This window comes from Paenibacillus arenilitoris (assembly GCF_014705655.1).
GTDB lineage: Bacteria > Bacillota > Bacilli > Paenibacillales > Paenibacillaceae > Pristimantibacillus > Pristimantibacillus arenilitoris.
The window spans coordinates 74,433-88,436 of sequence record NZ_JACXIY010000034.1 but is presented as its reverse complement, the minus strand read 5'-3'; the positions used below and the strand labels follow the sequence as shown (position 1 = coordinate 88,436).

Annotated in this window: 9 protein-coding genes and 12 tRNA genes; 18 read left to right on the top strand and 3 right to left on the bottom strand. The window is 53.9% G+C overall.

What is annotated here, in order from left to right; translation table 11 throughout:
- Positions 1 to 215 precede the first annotated feature (215 nt).
- The 8 genes from IDH41_RS24470 to IDH41_RS24435 all read left to right on the top strand — a co-directional run bounded on the left by IDH41_RS24470 (position 216) and on the right by IDH41_RS24435 (position 948).
- Positions 216 to 291 (top strand) — tRNA-Asn (locus IDH41_RS24470).
- Positions 292 to 296: 5 nt separating this feature from the next.
- Positions 297 to 372 (top strand) — tRNA-Thr (locus IDH41_RS24465).
- A gap of 38 nt (positions 373 to 410) precedes the next feature.
- A tRNA-Glu gene (locus IDH41_RS24460) sits at positions 411 to 485 on the top strand.
- 6 nt (positions 486 to 491) lie between these two features.
- Positions 492 to 567: transfer RNA gene (locus IDH41_RS24455), tRNA-Val, on the top strand.
- Positions 568 to 576: 9 nt separating this feature from the next.
- Positions 577 to 651, top strand: a tRNA-Gln gene (locus tag IDH41_RS24450).
- Positions 652 to 662: 11 nt separating this feature from the next.
- Positions 663 to 738 (top strand) — tRNA-Lys (locus IDH41_RS24445).
- Between the two features lie 17 nt (positions 739 to 755).
- Positions 756 to 838, top strand: a tRNA-Leu gene (locus IDH41_RS24440).
- Between the two features lie 27 nt (positions 839 to 865).
- Positions 866 to 948 (top strand) — tRNA-Leu (locus IDH41_RS24435).
- A 69-nt stretch (positions 949 to 1,017) separates the two neighbouring features.
- Here the strand turns inward: IDH41_RS24435 and IDH41_RS24430 are convergent.
- Positions 1,018 to 1,644 (bottom strand): FMN-dependent NADH-azoreductase, encoded by a 627-nt coding sequence (locus IDH41_RS24430; protein WP_190865795.1) that lies wholly within the window; start codon positions 1,642 to 1,644, stop codon positions 1,018 to 1,020.
- A 129-nt stretch (positions 1,645 to 1,773) separates the two neighbouring features.
- Here IDH41_RS24430 and IDH41_RS24425 point away from each other — a divergent pair, with 129 nt between their 5' ends.
- Complete coding sequence (locus IDH41_RS24425) at positions 1,774 to 2,694, top strand: helix-turn-helix transcriptional regulator (RefSeq protein ID WP_190865793.1); 921 nt, start codon at positions 1,774 to 1,776, stop codon at positions 2,692 to 2,694.
- Between the two features lie 79 nt (positions 2,695 to 2,773).
- On the opposite strand, the gene IDH41_RS24420 is transcribed toward IDH41_RS24425, so the two are convergent.
- Positions 2,774 to 3,382, bottom strand: a complete 609-nt coding sequence (locus IDH41_RS24420; RefSeq protein ID WP_190865791.1) for a PadR family transcriptional regulator — start codon at positions 3,380 to 3,382, stop codon at positions 2,774 to 2,776.
- 179 nt (positions 3,383 to 3,561) lie between these two features.
- Between IDH41_RS24420 and IDH41_RS24415 the strand changes: the two genes are divergently transcribed.
- The 6 genes from IDH41_RS24415 to IDH41_RS24390 all read left to right on the top strand — a co-directional run bounded on the left by IDH41_RS24415 (position 3,562) and on the right by IDH41_RS24390 (position 6,519).
- Positions 3,562 to 4,767 carry an FAD-dependent oxidoreductase gene (locus tag IDH41_RS24415; RefSeq protein ID WP_190865789.1) on the top strand — a complete coding sequence of 402 codons (1,206 nt, stop codon included), beginning with the start codon at positions 3,562 to 3,564 and terminating at the stop codon, positions 4,765 to 4,767.
- Between the two features lie 313 nt (positions 4,768 to 5,080).
- Complete coding sequence (locus tag IDH41_RS24410; protein ID WP_190865787.1) at positions 5,081 to 5,935, top strand: ABC transporter ATP-binding protein; 855 nt, start codon at positions 5,081 to 5,083, stop codon at positions 5,933 to 5,935.
- A gap of 224 nt (positions 5,936 to 6,159) precedes the next feature.
- Positions 6,160 to 6,234 (top strand) — tRNA-Gly (locus IDH41_RS24405).
- 6 nt (positions 6,235 to 6,240) lie between these two features.
- A tRNA-Arg gene (locus tag IDH41_RS24400) sits at positions 6,241 to 6,317 on the top strand.
- 34 nt (positions 6,318 to 6,351) lie between these two features.
- Positions 6,352 to 6,428, top strand: a tRNA-Pro gene (locus IDH41_RS24395).
- 17 nt (positions 6,429 to 6,445) lie between these two features.
- Positions 6,446 to 6,519, top strand: a tRNA-Gly gene (locus IDH41_RS24390).
- Between the two features lie 779 nt (positions 6,520 to 7,298).
- On the opposite strand, the gene IDH41_RS24385 is transcribed toward IDH41_RS24390, so the two are convergent.
- The gene (locus IDH41_RS24385; RefSeq protein ID WP_223830031.1) at positions 7,299 to 8,345 is read right to left on the bottom strand and encodes a DUF3231 family protein; all 1,047 of its coding nucleotides are present in this window, start codon (positions 8,343 to 8,345) and stop codon (positions 7,299 to 7,301) included.
- Positions 8,346 to 8,901: 556 nt separating this feature from the next.
- Here IDH41_RS24385 and ppc point away from each other — a divergent pair.
- The 3 genes from ppc (at position 8,902) to sigW (ending at position 13,991) form a co-directional block, all read left to right on the top strand.
- Positions 8,902 to 11,706 (top strand): phosphoenolpyruvate carboxylase, encoded by a 2,805-nt coding sequence (gene ppc, locus IDH41_RS24380; protein ID WP_190865785.1) that lies wholly within the window; start codon positions 8,902 to 8,904, stop codon positions 11,704 to 11,706.
- A gap of 202 nt (positions 11,707 to 11,908) precedes the next feature.
- Positions 11,909 to 13,021, top strand: a complete 1,113-nt coding sequence (locus IDH41_RS24375) for a S1C family serine protease (RefSeq protein ID WP_223830030.1) — start codon at positions 11,909 to 11,911, stop codon at positions 13,019 to 13,021.
- 403 nt (positions 13,022 to 13,424) lie between these two features.
- Positions 13,425 to 13,991 carry an RNA polymerase sigma factor SigW gene (gene sigW, locus IDH41_RS24370; protein ID WP_190865782.1) on the top strand — a complete coding sequence of 189 codons (567 nt, stop codon included), beginning with the start codon at positions 13,425 to 13,427 and terminating at the stop codon, positions 13,989 to 13,991.
- Positions 13,992 to 14,004: the final 13 nt, after the last annotated feature.

Sequence of the window (14,004 nt, the reverse complement as noted above, 5' to 3'; positions counted from 1 at the left end):
GGGCTTATCCTACAAGTTTTCCGACAGGAAAATCTGGCATCGTAAGCATATGCTTATGTACCCCACAAAGTGAAGCTTAGGCTTCGGAGCAGATTCCGAATACTTTGCGGGGGGCCAAAATACAAACTAAAGGCTCTACAGATTATCTTTCGTATCCAGTTTTCAGGGCGCAATGCCTTGGTTTTCAACCGTACCTCTTATGCAGGTGAAGCCGTTCCCTGATAGCTCAGTTGGTAGAGCACTCGACTGTTAATCGAGTTGTCACAGGTTCGAGTCCTGTTCGGGGAGCCATTTACGCTCTCATAGCTCAGTAGGTAGAGTGCATCCATGGTAAGGATGAGGTCACCGGTTCGATCCCGGTTGAGAGCTCCATTTTCTTTCAATCGCAAAGCCAAGCAACATCTTTTTTCGGCCCGTTGGTCAAGGGGTTAAGACACCTCCCTTTCACGGAGGTAACAGGGGTTCGAATCCCCTACGGGTCACCATGATTCGGAGGATTAGCTCAGCTGGGAGAGCATCTGCCTTACAAGCAGAGGGTCGGCGGTTCGATCCCGTCATCCTCCACCATATCGCTGTTGGGGATTAGCCAAGCGGTAAGGCAACGGACTTTGACTCCGTCATGCCTAGGTTCGAATCCTAGATCCCCAGCCATTTTTTATTATGAGTCATTAGCTCAGTTGGTAGAGCACCTGACTTTTAATCAGGGTGTCGTAGGTTCGAGTCCTACATGACTCACCATTTTTTTTTATATTCGTGCGCGTATGGCGGAATTGGCAGACGCACCAGACTTAGGATCTGGCGGGAGACCGTGGGGGTTCAAGTCCCTCTACGCGCACCATATAACAGAATGTCACGCATCACCCAAGCGCGTATGGCGGAATTGGCAGACGCACTAGACTTAGGATCTAGCGGGAGACCGTGGGGGTTCAAGTCCCTCTACGCGCACCATAACATGAGAAAACCCTTGGCGAACAAGGGTTTTTTGTTGTTTATTTTTAAAAGAGGCCGGAGGCCGCCTTAGAAGGCAGCCGCCAAGCGAGCGGTTTCGGCAAGGCCGGTTTCGATGATCGTTGCCGAGCGGTCCCGGTACTGCTGATGGCCTTCGATAACGACCGTAAGCGGCTCGGCGATCCCCCAGAAGGCTAACGTGTTTTTCATAAAGATTAGGCACATTTCGGAGGCGGCTGCCGTTCCGCCGGAATAGTCGCCGCCGCGCGCGTTGAGAAGCGCTGCTTTTTTATCCCCGATAAGCCCTACCGGACCGTGCTCCGTGAAAGAAAACGTTACGCCGGCTTCGGTCAAGTACGATACATAAGTGATCAGCGGGGCCGGCACGGTCATGTTCCAAAGCGGAAAAGCGATTACGATTTTGTCCGCTTCGATGAACTGGGCTTGATGCCGCTTGATGCGATCAATCCATGCGCGTTCCTCGATTGTGAGCTCGTACCCTTCGCCAAGCTTGTAAGCTGCGCTTAAAGCGGCGTTCCCGTGATAGGGAAGATCCATACGGAACAAATCCAGCTCGACGATCGCATCGTTCGGGTTTTTCTCTTTGTAGGCTTGAAGAAACGTTTCATACATGCGGACGCTGACCGCTTGCTCCGAAGGACGGTCATTGGCTTTAATAAACAGCACGGTTGTCATGGTTCATGATTCTCCTTTTTTTAAGGCAGATTGATCTAACAAGGACAGAATAAACGATAGCCGCTGACAGCAGGCTGTCAGCAGAAAGTGGTATACTGTTCATGAGGAACAAGTTTGGAGGTAAAGCTCATGAAGCTGGATCGACTGTTGGCGATTACGATGGCGCTGCTTAACAAAAAAAGAATCGGAGCGGCGGAGCTGGCCGAACGGTTCGAGGTATCGCTTCGTACGGTCTACCGGGACATGGAGGCGATCAATGCCGCGGGCATCCCGATCGCATCGTTCGCGGGGCTCGACGGGGGCTACGAAATTATGGAGGGCTACCGGTTGGAGCGGCAGAGTCTCTCGCTGGACGATTTCTCGTCGATATATAATGCCCTGCGCGGCATGCAATCTGTCTCGAACGATCAGGACATCGCCGGCTTGTTGGATCGGATCGGCTCCTTGATACCGGCGGGGAAGGCAGAAGAGGGCGGCACGCTGAACATGGACTTGCAGTGGCTTTCAAAGCCGGCGGACAAGGAAAAAATTCGCCTTCTGCACGGGTCCATTAAGGAAAGCAGGCTTGTCGCTTTCGACTACATGGATTATTACGGTCAGGAAACGGGCAGGCGGATCGAGCCGATGGGGATCTATTTGAAAGGCAATGCTTGGTACGTATGGGGGTATTGTCTCACGCGGCTGGATGTGAGGGTGTTTCGGTTGTCGCGGATCAACCGGCTTGAGCGTCTGCAGGAAGGATTCTCTCGCCGTCCGCTGGTGCTGGAGGATTCGCCGGTCAAATGGCCGCAGGAGCACGAGCCGCGGATCGAGGCAACGCTTCATTTCAACCAATCGATGAAAACGAAAGTAAGGGATGAATTCGAGCCGGAGCAGATTACGGCTTTGGAGGACGGGACCATTAAAGTCATAGCCCGTTTTTATTCGGAGGAAGCGGCTTTGCGAAGAGCGCTCGGTTACGGGAAGGATGCGGTCATCGTCGAACCGAAGAAGCTGGTCGATGCGATGAAAGCGCATTTGGCGGACCTAGCCCGGCTATATCAACAATAAAGGAAAAAGACATGCGTTCGGTAACTGGGTACCGGCTGCATGTCTTTTTTCAAATATAAAAATTAATTGCGCTGGGTTATTACTGTTCTTGATAGGTGATGGCCCAAACGAGCTTATCGTTCATCCGTTTCGTGAGCACCTCGCCCCGGATATCCCCGATCAAGGCGTCCACCCACCGCAGCTCCGCCTCGTTCAGCGCAAGCGCGTATTCCTGCTCGACGACGAATAGCCGGTCAAGCCCGTGCTCGGCGTTCTGCCGAAGCTCGGTACGCATTTTGGCCGTTAATTCGGACAGCTTGCCGCACCTTTCCTCAAGCAAAACCACGGCCTCCTCCGGGGATAGATGACCGAGGAAGGCGAGGCCCGCGGCGAATTGGGGGTATTCCTTGGCAGGCGTTCGAACGAGGGAACGAATCCAGTCGAATAAGACGGCCGTGCCGGCAGGCGTAGGCTCGTAGATCGTTCGTTCCGGATGCTTGCCTTCCCGCTCGGTTCCGACAGGCTGGATGAGCCCTTTTTTCAATAACGTCTCGATGATCGCGTAGAGGGATCCTGTATTTAATTTGATGACGTCGTTCATGCCGCGCTGCTTCATGGTGGCTCCTGCTTCGTAAGGATGCATCGGCCTCTCTTGCAGCAGGGATAGGATGGCTAACGCCAGCGGGTTCGTTAATTTTTGTTTTGGCATGATCCGCAACCCCTTTTTCGGTTCATGTAATAGTCTACATAAACTATATAGGCTTGTTTTCCCGGCGTCAACCGAATCACGAATGCGATAAATTTGTAGTTGACATCGTTTGGTCTAAATAATATAGTTTAAATAAACTATAATACATGGAATATCGAAAACAATGGGAGGGAAAAGCAATGAGTGAGCGGGATAACGATAAAAGGGTCCTCGTCATCGGCTGCGGGATAGCCGGGCCCGCCTTGGCGCTGTTTTTGAAAAGAGCGGGGTTCGTCCCCGTCATCTTCGAAGCGGATAGGCAATGGGACGAATTCGAGGGATTGTTCCTGAATTTGGCCAGCAACGGCCTAAACGTCCTGAAGGAGCTTGGCATCGACCGCGCGGTTGCGCAGGAAGGCATTCCGATGAGAGGGATGCGCATGTTGAACGGCAAAGGGCGGATGCTTGGCGAGTTGGGCGATGCGAACGGACCGGTGCAAGGCTACACGTTGAAGAGGGGATATCTTCATAAAGTGCTTCGGGACGAAGCCGAACGACAAGGCATCTCGATATTGTACGGCAAGCGGCTGAAGGATATCGAGAACAAGTCGGGCCATTCCGTCACAGCCTTCTTCGAAGACGGCTCTTCGGAAACGGGGAAGCTTCTCGTCGGCTGCGACGGCATTCATTCGAAGGTCCGTTCGCTCATCCTCCCCGATGCGCCTAAGCCTTCCTATACGGGATTGATAAGCTACGGGGGATTTTCCCCGGCCAAAACGATAACGGGCAAGTCGGAGCTTCAAACGCTCGTCTTCGGCAAAAGAGCTTTTTTCGGCTATGTGGAGAACGATACGGAAACGTACTGGTTCGGAAATATGAACATGGGCGGTTTGCCTACCCGCAGGGAGCTGATGCTCATTCCGCAAGCCGAATGGCGGAGCAGGATCAATCATTTGCACGAGATCGACGCGGACCCCGTGCCGCGAATCGTTCAGGCGACAAAGGGAGGAATCGGCGTATTTCCGATTTACGATATCCCGAAGCAGCCGCTTTGGCACAAAGGATCGGTCGTGCTCATCGGCGACGCGGTTCACGCGACCTCGCCAAGCGCAGGCCAGGGAGCTTCGCTCGCTCTTGAGGATGCGGTCGTGCTGGCGAAATGCTTAAGGGACATCCCGTATTCACCGAAGGCGTTCGAGCGGTTTCAGGAGCTGAGGAAGGAGAGAGTGGAGAAGATCGTGCAGTACGCGAGAAGCATCGGCCAGCGGAAGCATGCAACGAACCCGGTGCAGGTGTTTTTCCGGGATAGGATGCTCCCTCTCTTCCTGAAGTCGGCGAAGAGCAAGACGCATTCGTGGATGTACGACTACAGAGTCGATTGGAATCAAAGAACGGAGAGCGTGTGACGGATCGTTTAATAGGGGAAGCCATTAGCGTGCCGTAAGATTAACGGGACAAAAGACGATAGCCGCCTGTCCGCAGCGTGTTCGTATGCGGGCGGGACGGCTTTTTGTGCGCGCGATCCGGTTGCCGGCGGCTGCCGTCCTGCATTCGTCTGCAATTTGCAGCAACTAGCCATTGACAATACTTGTGAGAAACATTATCATTAAGTAGTCAATGATAATCGTTATCATTTTTTTGGGAACGAATTGAAATAGAATAGATTAATTATCCAGTTTGGTGTCTGCCTGCGAGCAGCGGAAGGAGCGTGCATGTCCAATGATTCGCCTTACGACTTCGAGTCTTGACATTGCTTATGATGACCGTCTGATTGTCCAAAATTTGAACATTGCCATTCCGCAAGGAAAGATAACGGCGCTTGTGGGATCGAATGGCTCCGGCAAATCGACCATTCTGAAGACGATGGCCCGCATCATGAATCCCGCCGGGGGCAGCGTGCTGTTGGACGGTAAATCCATTCATAAGCAATCGACGAAGGACGTGGCGAAGCAGCTGGCGATCCTGCCGCAAAATCCGACCGCGCCGGACGGGCTGACCGTGTCGGAGCTTGTATCGTACGGAAGGTTCCCATACCAGAAGGGCTTCGGCTCCATGAGCAAGGACGACCGGCAAATCGTGCAGTGGGCAATCGAAGCGACCGGCATGATGGAATTCGCCGACCGCCCCGTGGATCAGCTGTCGGGCGGACAACGGCAGCGCGCATGGATCGCGATGGCGCTGGCGCAGGAGACGGATATTTTGTTCCTGGACGAACCGACGACGTTCCTGGATATGGCTCATCAGCTGGAAGTGCTCCATTTGCTCCAGAAGCTGAACGAGGTGAACAACCGTACGGTCGTCATGGTCGTTCACGATTTGAACCATGCCGCACGTTACGCGCATCATATGATCGCGATCAAGAAAGGCTCCGTCGTAGGCGAAGGCTCGCCAATCGAGGTCATTACGCCGGAAATTATGCGCGAGGTGTTTAATATCGAGGCGGATATCGTCGCGGATCCCCGCACGGGCGTCCCGCTCTGCCTCCCGTTCGCGCTTGCCGGACAGCCGGCCGCCGACAAAGTGACCATGATCGGACATAAGCAGGAGGGCAGTCTGGCAGCAGCCGGGGCATAGCGTCATTTACTTAAATCAGCCGCGTCCTTAGTCGGGATGCGGCTCTTTGCCGCTAATAGCGGCGGTAGCAGAATTGAAAAGTCCAGGCGTAGTAAAATATTTTCGGAATTTCGGTTTTTTTTCATGTTTTTTTCGAAAAACAGTTGCATTTTAATTTCAGAGGTGATATATTATTACTTGTCGCCGCAACAACAAGCATCACGAGCTGCAGGCGAAAATGATATGCGGAAGTGGCTCAGCGGTAGAGCATCGCCTTGCCAAGGCGAGGGTCGCGGGTTCGATTCCCGTCTTCCGCTCCATAATGTGTGCCCTTAGCTCAGCTGGATAGAGCGTTTGACTACGAATCAAAAGGTCAGGAGTTCGAATCTCTTAGGGCACGCCATTTTTACTTCAATTGATGTTGCTTATTTACTTCTCGGGACGTAGCTCAGCTTGGTAGAGCACCTGGTTTGGGACCAGGGGGTCGCATGTTCAAATCGTGTCGTCCCGACCATTTTTTCAACTTCATACGCGGGTGTAGTTCAATGGTAGAACTTTAGCCTTCCAAGCTAATAGCGTGGGTTCGATTCCCATCACCCGCTCCATAACGAAACGACAAGAACCTGATAAGGTTCTTTTTTTGCGTTATGGAGCTGGATGGGAGAGAAATCCCTCACGCTAGGAAGCGTGGGTTCGACCGGCTGTTAAGGCTGATGCGAAGCAAAGCCGGCAAGGCCGAGCGTCAACTTTTCCGAAGGGAAGAAGCCGGTCAATGGCGTTCGGCCCCGAAAAGTTGAGTATTCCCATCACCCGCTCCATAACGAAATGACAAGAACCTGATAAGGTTCTTTTTTGTGTTATGGAGCTGGATGGGAGAGAAATCCCTCACGCTAGGAAGCGTGGGTTCGACCGGCCGTTAAGGCTGATGCGAAGCAAGCCGGCAAGGCCGAGCGTCAACTTTCCGAAGGGAAGAAGCCGGTCAATGGCGTTGGGCCCGGAAAGTTGAGTATTCCCATCACCCGCTCCATAACGAAACGACAAGAACCGGATAAGGTTCTTTTTTTGCGTTATGGAGTCAGGTGGGAGAGAAATCCCTCACGCTAGGAAGCGTGGGTTCGACCGGCTGTTAAGGCTGATGCGAAGCAAAGCCGGCAAGGCCGAGCGTCAACTTTCCGAAGGGAAGAAGCCGGTCAATGGCGTTGGGCCCGGAAAGTTGAGTATTCCCATCACCCGCTCCATAACGAAACGACAAGAACCTGATAAGGTTCTTTTTTTGCGTTATGGAGCTGGATGGGAGAGAATTCCTTCGCTCAAAGCGCGAGTTATCCTGCTAGCCGGCAGTCGGAGGATCCGCTGGGGCATGGCGAAGCCAGAATCAACCCCATCATTTGGTTACCAATTCTTCGCGGTCCACGGCTTGAGGCGGCTGTTCCAACCATCCGTGATCGATCATAATATTGGCTCCATCTTCGACGAAATTTCCGACTTCAATGGAAAGACGCGCCAGCTTCTCTGCAAAGTCATGTCTGGCGCACATCGACAAAGCATTCCCGTATCCTCTTATTCTCATGGCAAACATGTCCAGCTTATGGAACATCATTAATTTATCTGAAAACGGAGCAACGGTTGAGGTTGTGACCATAGGATCAAAAATCGGGGGGGACGATAATTGTTCTTTTGCAAGCATATTACTGAAAATATCGTAATGCTTGGCGGCTATTTCCTTCCCTCTAACAAAATAGCTTCTAACCTGTTCCGATTTGGCGACTTGGCTGAAGCCGATTAAAACCGCTTTGCTCGTCGCGTTATTTTCGATGTTATCGTAAAGATGCGTAATCTCCAATGCTTGAAGCGGTCTTACTTCTCCGAAGAAACCGTTTAGATAATTTTGTTTCTTGATGAATTCCACCTTGTCGGGATAAGCGATGAAGGAAGGCCTTGACATAAATCCTTTGTTTATTATGGCTTCGTTCACCTCATTCAAAAATTTAGCCGTAAAATCGAGACATTGCGTAAATAGTGCCCGAATATCCGGCCTGGTAACCAACGGAACGGCAATCGCATATAAACTTACTCCCGCTTTCCCTACATATTTCAAGTAATGAAGATAGAACTCGTCAATGAACAACCTTGGCGCGGCAACATTGACATCCTCTTCCGAAAATCCTATTGGAATGGGGTATTCCTCTTGGGTATATATCCCTTGGATGGTCTTCACTAATTGTTCGGTTATGTTAAGACCGTTCTCGAGGACTTTCTTGATATCCTGATCTTCAACATGATTCAGCATATAATGCAAGACGCATCTGCACATGCTATTGCCAATATAAGCCGCCCACAATTTCGCTTGTTCCGCCGACGTTAGTTTGTCGTTTGTGTCATTTTCGCCAATGGTGAACTGCACAGATCCACTTGTCATTGTCGTATCCAACGATAACCCTCCGTTCGAAACCATTTTCCGCTTATGTTTACCTTTCGCCGTTAACTCAATGCATTGAGTTTTGTTAAAGGGTCGCTTTGAACAATAAAATAAGGCGCCCCTTTCGGGAAGCCTTTCGTGATGTCATCGCTACTTCGATTTTTTTTGTACGCCGGTTCTTCCTTGATCGCTCGGGCTGCTGGATCGCGACGGAGCATGCTTGGGGTTGGTTTTATCGGCTTTGGACTTCGTGCTCATGGTTGTCGGTCACCTCCTGTCTCATCCGTAAAAGTATTTCTCCGATCCGCTTTCCTTATTAGAGAAATGAACGGTTGGCGTTCCGGAAAAAGGGGAGGTCCATTTTGCCAGATTTCGCTCGGGGCTTCAACCCTGTAGCATTTTGTAGTATGATGGTAGAAGTCAAAAAACGTTAAGAAAGTACGTGAGCGCTTACGACGTAAGCTTTCGCAAACGAAATCCATGCTTACGAAGAATGTTTGCATTCGCAAACTAAGCTTACGCTTACGAAGACAGTTTTTGCGTACGCAAAACTTTAAGGAGGAACAGTATGTCGGATCAACCAGCATCTACTTTGACGACTAACCGGCCGCAAGCGAACAACCTGCTGCGACGAGACGTGCGCTTTCTGGGCAACATTCTCGGCGAAGTGCTCGTTCATCAAGGCGGGCGCGAGCTTCTTGACATCGTTGAGGGAATCCGCGAGCAAAGCAAAGCGCTTCGCGCGGAATTCGTACCGGAGCTATTTGAGCAATTCAAAGAAACCGTGTCGTCCCTAAGCCCGGAAATCAGACACCAAGTCATCAGGGCGTTCGCGATTTATTTTCAGCTTGTCAACATTGCCGAGCAAAATCACCGGATTAGAAGGAAACGCGACTATGAAGTATCCGCCGGAGAAACGGTGCAGCGCGGGTCGATCGAAAGCGCGGTTCAGGATTTGAAGGAACGCGGCATCGGCGTCGAGGACGTGCGGGACATTATGGGCGGCATTTCGCTGGAGCTCGTCATGACGGCGCATCCGACCGAGGCGACCAGACGCGCCGTGCTTGATATCCATAAGCGGATCGCAAGCGACGTGATGGAGCTGGACAACCCGACGTTGACTTACCGCGAGCGGGAGAAGCTGCGCGATAAGCTGATGAACGAAGTGCTTATTCTGTGGCAGACGGACGAGCTGCGGGACCGCAAGCCGACCGTCATCGACGAAGTGCGCAACGGCCTCTATTATTTCGATGAAACGCTGTTCGACGTGCTGCCAAGCGTATACGAGGAGCTCGAGCGCTGCCTAAGCAAATATTATCCGGATGAGCAATGGCATGTGCCGGACTACCTGCGCTTCGGCTCGTGGATCGGCGGAGACCGCGACGGCAACCCGTCCGTCAAAGCGAAGGTGACTTGGGAGACGCTTACGCTCCATCGCCAGCTGGCGATCCGCAAGTACGAGGAAAGTCTCGGCGAGCTGATGGGCCTTCTCAGCTTCAGCACGAACCTGGTCGAGGTGACCGAGGAGCTGAAGGAATCGATCCGTTCGGACCGCGAGCATGTCGAGCTGAAATGCGTGGACCCGTGGCGAAACGCGAAGGAGCCGTACCGCATCAAGCTGGGCTTCATGCTGGAGAAGCTCGCCAATACGCGCAACGAGTCGCTCAAAGGCTCTCCGATGCGCTACAACCATCCGAACGAGCTGCGCGAGGATTTGCTGGTCATCGACCGGAGCCTGCGCCACCACTACGCGGATTACGTGGCGAATACCGCTCTGGCGAAGCTTGTGCGCCAGGTGGAGCTGTTCGGCTTCCATCTGATGACGCTCGACGTTCGTCAGCACAGCCAGGAGCACGAGAACGCGATGGCCGAGATTTTGGCCAAAATGAACATCGCCGCGGATTACGCGTCGCTCTCCGAAGAGGAGAAAACGGACCTGCTTCACCGTCTGCTGAACGATCCTCGCCCACTTACGTCGGGGCATCTGGATTATTCGGAATCGACGCGCGAATGCTTGGACGTCTACCATACGATCTATAAGGCGCAGCAGGAGTTCGGCGTCAACTGCATCACGAGCTATCTCATCAGCATGACGCAGGCTGCGAGCGACATGCTCGAGGTTATGGTGTTCGCGAAGGAAGTCGGCTTGTTCCGCAAGGAAGCGGACGGCACGGTCCGCTGCACGCTGCAGTCGGTGCCGCTGTTCGAGACGATCGACGACCTGCATGCGGCGCCGGCGATCATGAAGGAGCTGTTCGACCTGCCGATTTACCGGCAAGCGGTCGAAGCGAGAGGCAACCTGCACGAAATTATGCTCGGCTATTCCGACAGCAATAAGGACGGCGGGGTCGTAACGGCGAACTGGGAGCTGCGCGTGGCGCTGAACGAAATTACGGCCGCGGGCAAGGCGTACGACGTGAAGCTGAAGTTCTTCCACGGGCGCGGCGGGGCGCTCGGACGCGGCGGCATGCCGCTGAACCGCAGCATTCTCGCGCAGCCTCCTCACACGATCGGAGGCGGCATCAAAATTACCGAGCAGGGTGAGGTGCTCTCCTCGCGCTATTCGATGCAAGGAATCGCGTATCGCAGCCTTGAGCAAGCGACTTGGGCTCTGATAACGGCCGCCCGTCTGGCGAAATATCCGGAGCAGGCGCCGCAGGCCGAGGCGGAGTGGGACGACATCGCGCGCTCGATCTCGGAGACGGCGCTCGAGAAGTATCAGGACCTTATTTTCCGCGACCCGGACTTCTTGACGTATTTCAAGGAGTCGACGCCGCTGCCGGAAGTCGGCGAGCTGAACATCGGCTCCCGTCCGTCGAAGCGGAAGAACAGCGATCGGTTCGAAGACCTGCGCGCCATCCCATGGGTATTCGCGTGGACGCAGAGCCGTTACCTGCTTCCGGCATGGTACGCGGCGGGAACGGCGTTCAAGCAGTACGCGGGCGACGACGCGGGCAAGCTGGAGAAGCTCCGCACGATGTATGAGCAATTCCCGTTCTTCCGTTCGCTGATCGACAACCTGCAGATGGCGCTGGCGAAAGCCGACCTGCTGATCGCGAAGGAATACGCGGACATGATCAAGGACAAGACGATCCGCGACCGCATCTTCCAGCAAATCGAGCAGGAATACAAGCTGACGGGCGAATATATTTTGAGCATTACGGGTCAAACGGAAATTTTGGATAACGTGCCGGTAATCCAGGAATCGATCCGTCTGCGCAATCCGTACGTCGATCCGCTCAGCTACATGCAAGTGCAGCTCTTAAGCGAGCTTCGCGCGCTGCGCGACAAGGACGAGGACGATCCCGAGCTGCTCCGCGAGGTGCTGCTCACGATCAACGGAATTGCAGCAGGCCTCAGGAATACGGGCTAACGGGCAGCAACCGTCCGATCGAAGGCCAGCCATGGCGATTAACGCCGCGGCTGGTCTTTTTGCCGTTCGACGAAAGACCGCGGATAGCTGCGATTTGCCTATTTTCTTATGTTCCTTTTAAATCCGCTTAAGTTTCGTTTAAGGAACATCCTTCATGATAGAGACATAGACGGAAGACACGAGACATGAGAGGATGATCGGCATGAACGACAATCACCATAACGCCAATAACGCTGCTAATACGGGAAATGCTTCGACGAACGGTTCGACAACGTACATCTATGAATCCGGCAAAACGACGAACGATATGAGAGCGTCGTACGAAAAGGAGCTCGGCATGCACATGGACATGATGAAGCCGTCGATGGGCGGCGGCAGACGCCCGAAGCTGAGCGGCAATTCGGCCCGTACGATGCTTGCTTCGTTCCTGATCGGGGCCGTCGTTATCGGAGGCTTCTCCTACATGGCGGACAAAAACAACCTCTTCAGCGGCGGCGCGGCGGCGAACGAGGACGCCGGCACGAGCATCGCGAGCGGCGCCCAGACCGAGGACGCGGGGCTGACGACGGCTTCGCTTGGCACGAGCGACGATATCGCAACGATCTATGAAGCGGCCAGCCCGGCCGTCGTGAAGATCGAGACGTACGCGGAGCCCGCCCGTTCGGAATCGATGTTCGACGATCCGGCGTTCCGCCAGTTTTTCGGAGGCGAATACGGCAGAGGCGGACAATCGCCGCAGCAAGAGGAGCAGCAGGAAAGCGCGGAGCTTGCGCTGACCGGTTCGGGGACGGGATTTTTCTTCGAGAGCGACGGCTACATTCTGACGAATGAGCATGTCATTGCGGATGCGAAGGAAGTGAAGGTGACGGTTCAAGGGTATGACGAGCCGCTTACCGCTGCCGTCATGGGCTCGAGCTACGAGCTGGATCTTGCGGTGCTGAAGGTGGAAAGTCCGGACGGCAAGGCATTCCCGTCGCTTGAGCTCGGCAGCTCGGACGAGACGCAAATCGGCGATTGGGTCATCGCGATCGGCAACCCGTACGGCTTCGACCAGACGCTGACGATGGGCGTGCTAAGCGCGAAGGAGCGTCCGATCACGATCGCCGATGAACAGGGCGAGCATCAGTACGAGCATCTGCTCCAGACGGACGCGTCGATCAACCCGGGCAACTCGGGCGGACCGCTGCTGAACGAGGAGGGCGAAGTCATCGGCATCAACACGGCGGTCAATGCCGAAGCGCAGGGAATCGGCTTCGCGATTCCGACGACGACGATTGCGAAGGTGCTGGAACAGCTGAAGACGAATACGCTGTAAGCGAAGCGGGACATACGATCCGGAAGCCGGAAGGCGGCCGGGTCGTGTTTTTTATGGGGCTAGCCTTTCGTCCAAGGGCGGACTGGCCCGGAGTCGATTGCCCCGCTCGCGCCAAACGTATATAATTGGCAGAATGGTTTGTTTTTCGCGAAATGGGAGGGCCGCTTCGATAATTCGGCCTTACAGCTATCGGAAGCTTGTTTCGCAATGGTCTTGCTTTTTCGGTTCAGGTGGATTACGATTTTTTTTAGAATGTTTTAGGGTTAAGAGATTCGGCCTCGCGACGGCGGTTACATATTATGATTAAAACGGGTCAATTGCGATCGGACCTCGCCGAAATCGCCATTGCAGAGAACGTTTCATGGCGGTCTGTGAAACGAAAGGAAGGTTTGGAGGAGTCAAGGTGAATGTATTGGAACCGCGCCTTGCGAAGCTGGCGCTCAAGGGCGATCAGCGGGCGTTTGCGGAGCTTGTCGACTTGTACCAGGACAAGCTTTTTCATATGGCATACCGAATGCTGAACAACCGGCAGGAAGCGGAGGACGTCGTGCAGGATACGTTTCTTCGCGTATACAAAAACCTGGATCGCTATGACGAGACGTTAAAGTTTTCGACATGGATCTACCGGATCGCGACCAACCTGTGCATTGACCGGCTGCGCAAGCGGAAGCCGACCTATTCGCTTGACGCGGAGTCGAGCGACCACGAGGGACTGGACGGCTATTCGATGATTCCGAGCGATAACCGGACGCCGGAGTCGGAGGTGCTGCTATCGGATACGCAGCGCATCATTCATGCGGCGATCGCGTCGCTGCCTCCGAAGTACAAGACGGTCATGACGCTGCGGTACATGCAGGACTTGTCGCTGCAGGAGATCGGCGAGGTGCTGGACATGCCGGTGACGACGATCAAGACCCGCGTGCACCGGGGGCGGGAGTTTCTGCGCAAGAAGCTGGAGCACAAGCTGTAGATGGAAAAACTAT

Coding starts and splice junctions, on each gene's coding strand:
- IDH41_RS24375 (WP_223830030.1), top strand. CDS start 11,909: ATGAACGACAATCACCATAACGCCAATAACGCTGCTAATACGGGAAAT.
- ppc (WP_190865785.1), top strand. CDS start 8,902: ATGTCGGATCAACCAGCATCTACTTTGACGACTAACCGGCCGCAAGCG.
- IDH41_RS24410 (WP_190865787.1), top strand. CDS start 5,081: ATGATTCGCCTTACGACTTCGAGTCTTGACATTGCTTATGATGACCGT.
- IDH41_RS24430 (WP_190865795.1), bottom strand. CDS start 1,644: ATGACAACCGTGCTGTTTATTAAAGCCAATGACCGTCCTTCGGAGCAA.
- IDH41_RS24420 (WP_190865791.1), bottom strand. CDS start 3,382: ATGCCAAAACAAAAATTAACGAACCCGCTGGCGTTAGCCATCCTATCC.
- IDH41_RS24415 (WP_190865789.1), top strand. CDS start 3,562: ATGAGTGAGCGGGATAACGATAAAAGGGTCCTCGTCATCGGCTGCGGG.
- IDH41_RS24425 (WP_190865793.1), top strand. CDS start 1,774: ATGAAGCTGGATCGACTGTTGGCGATTACGATGGCGCTGCTTAACAAA.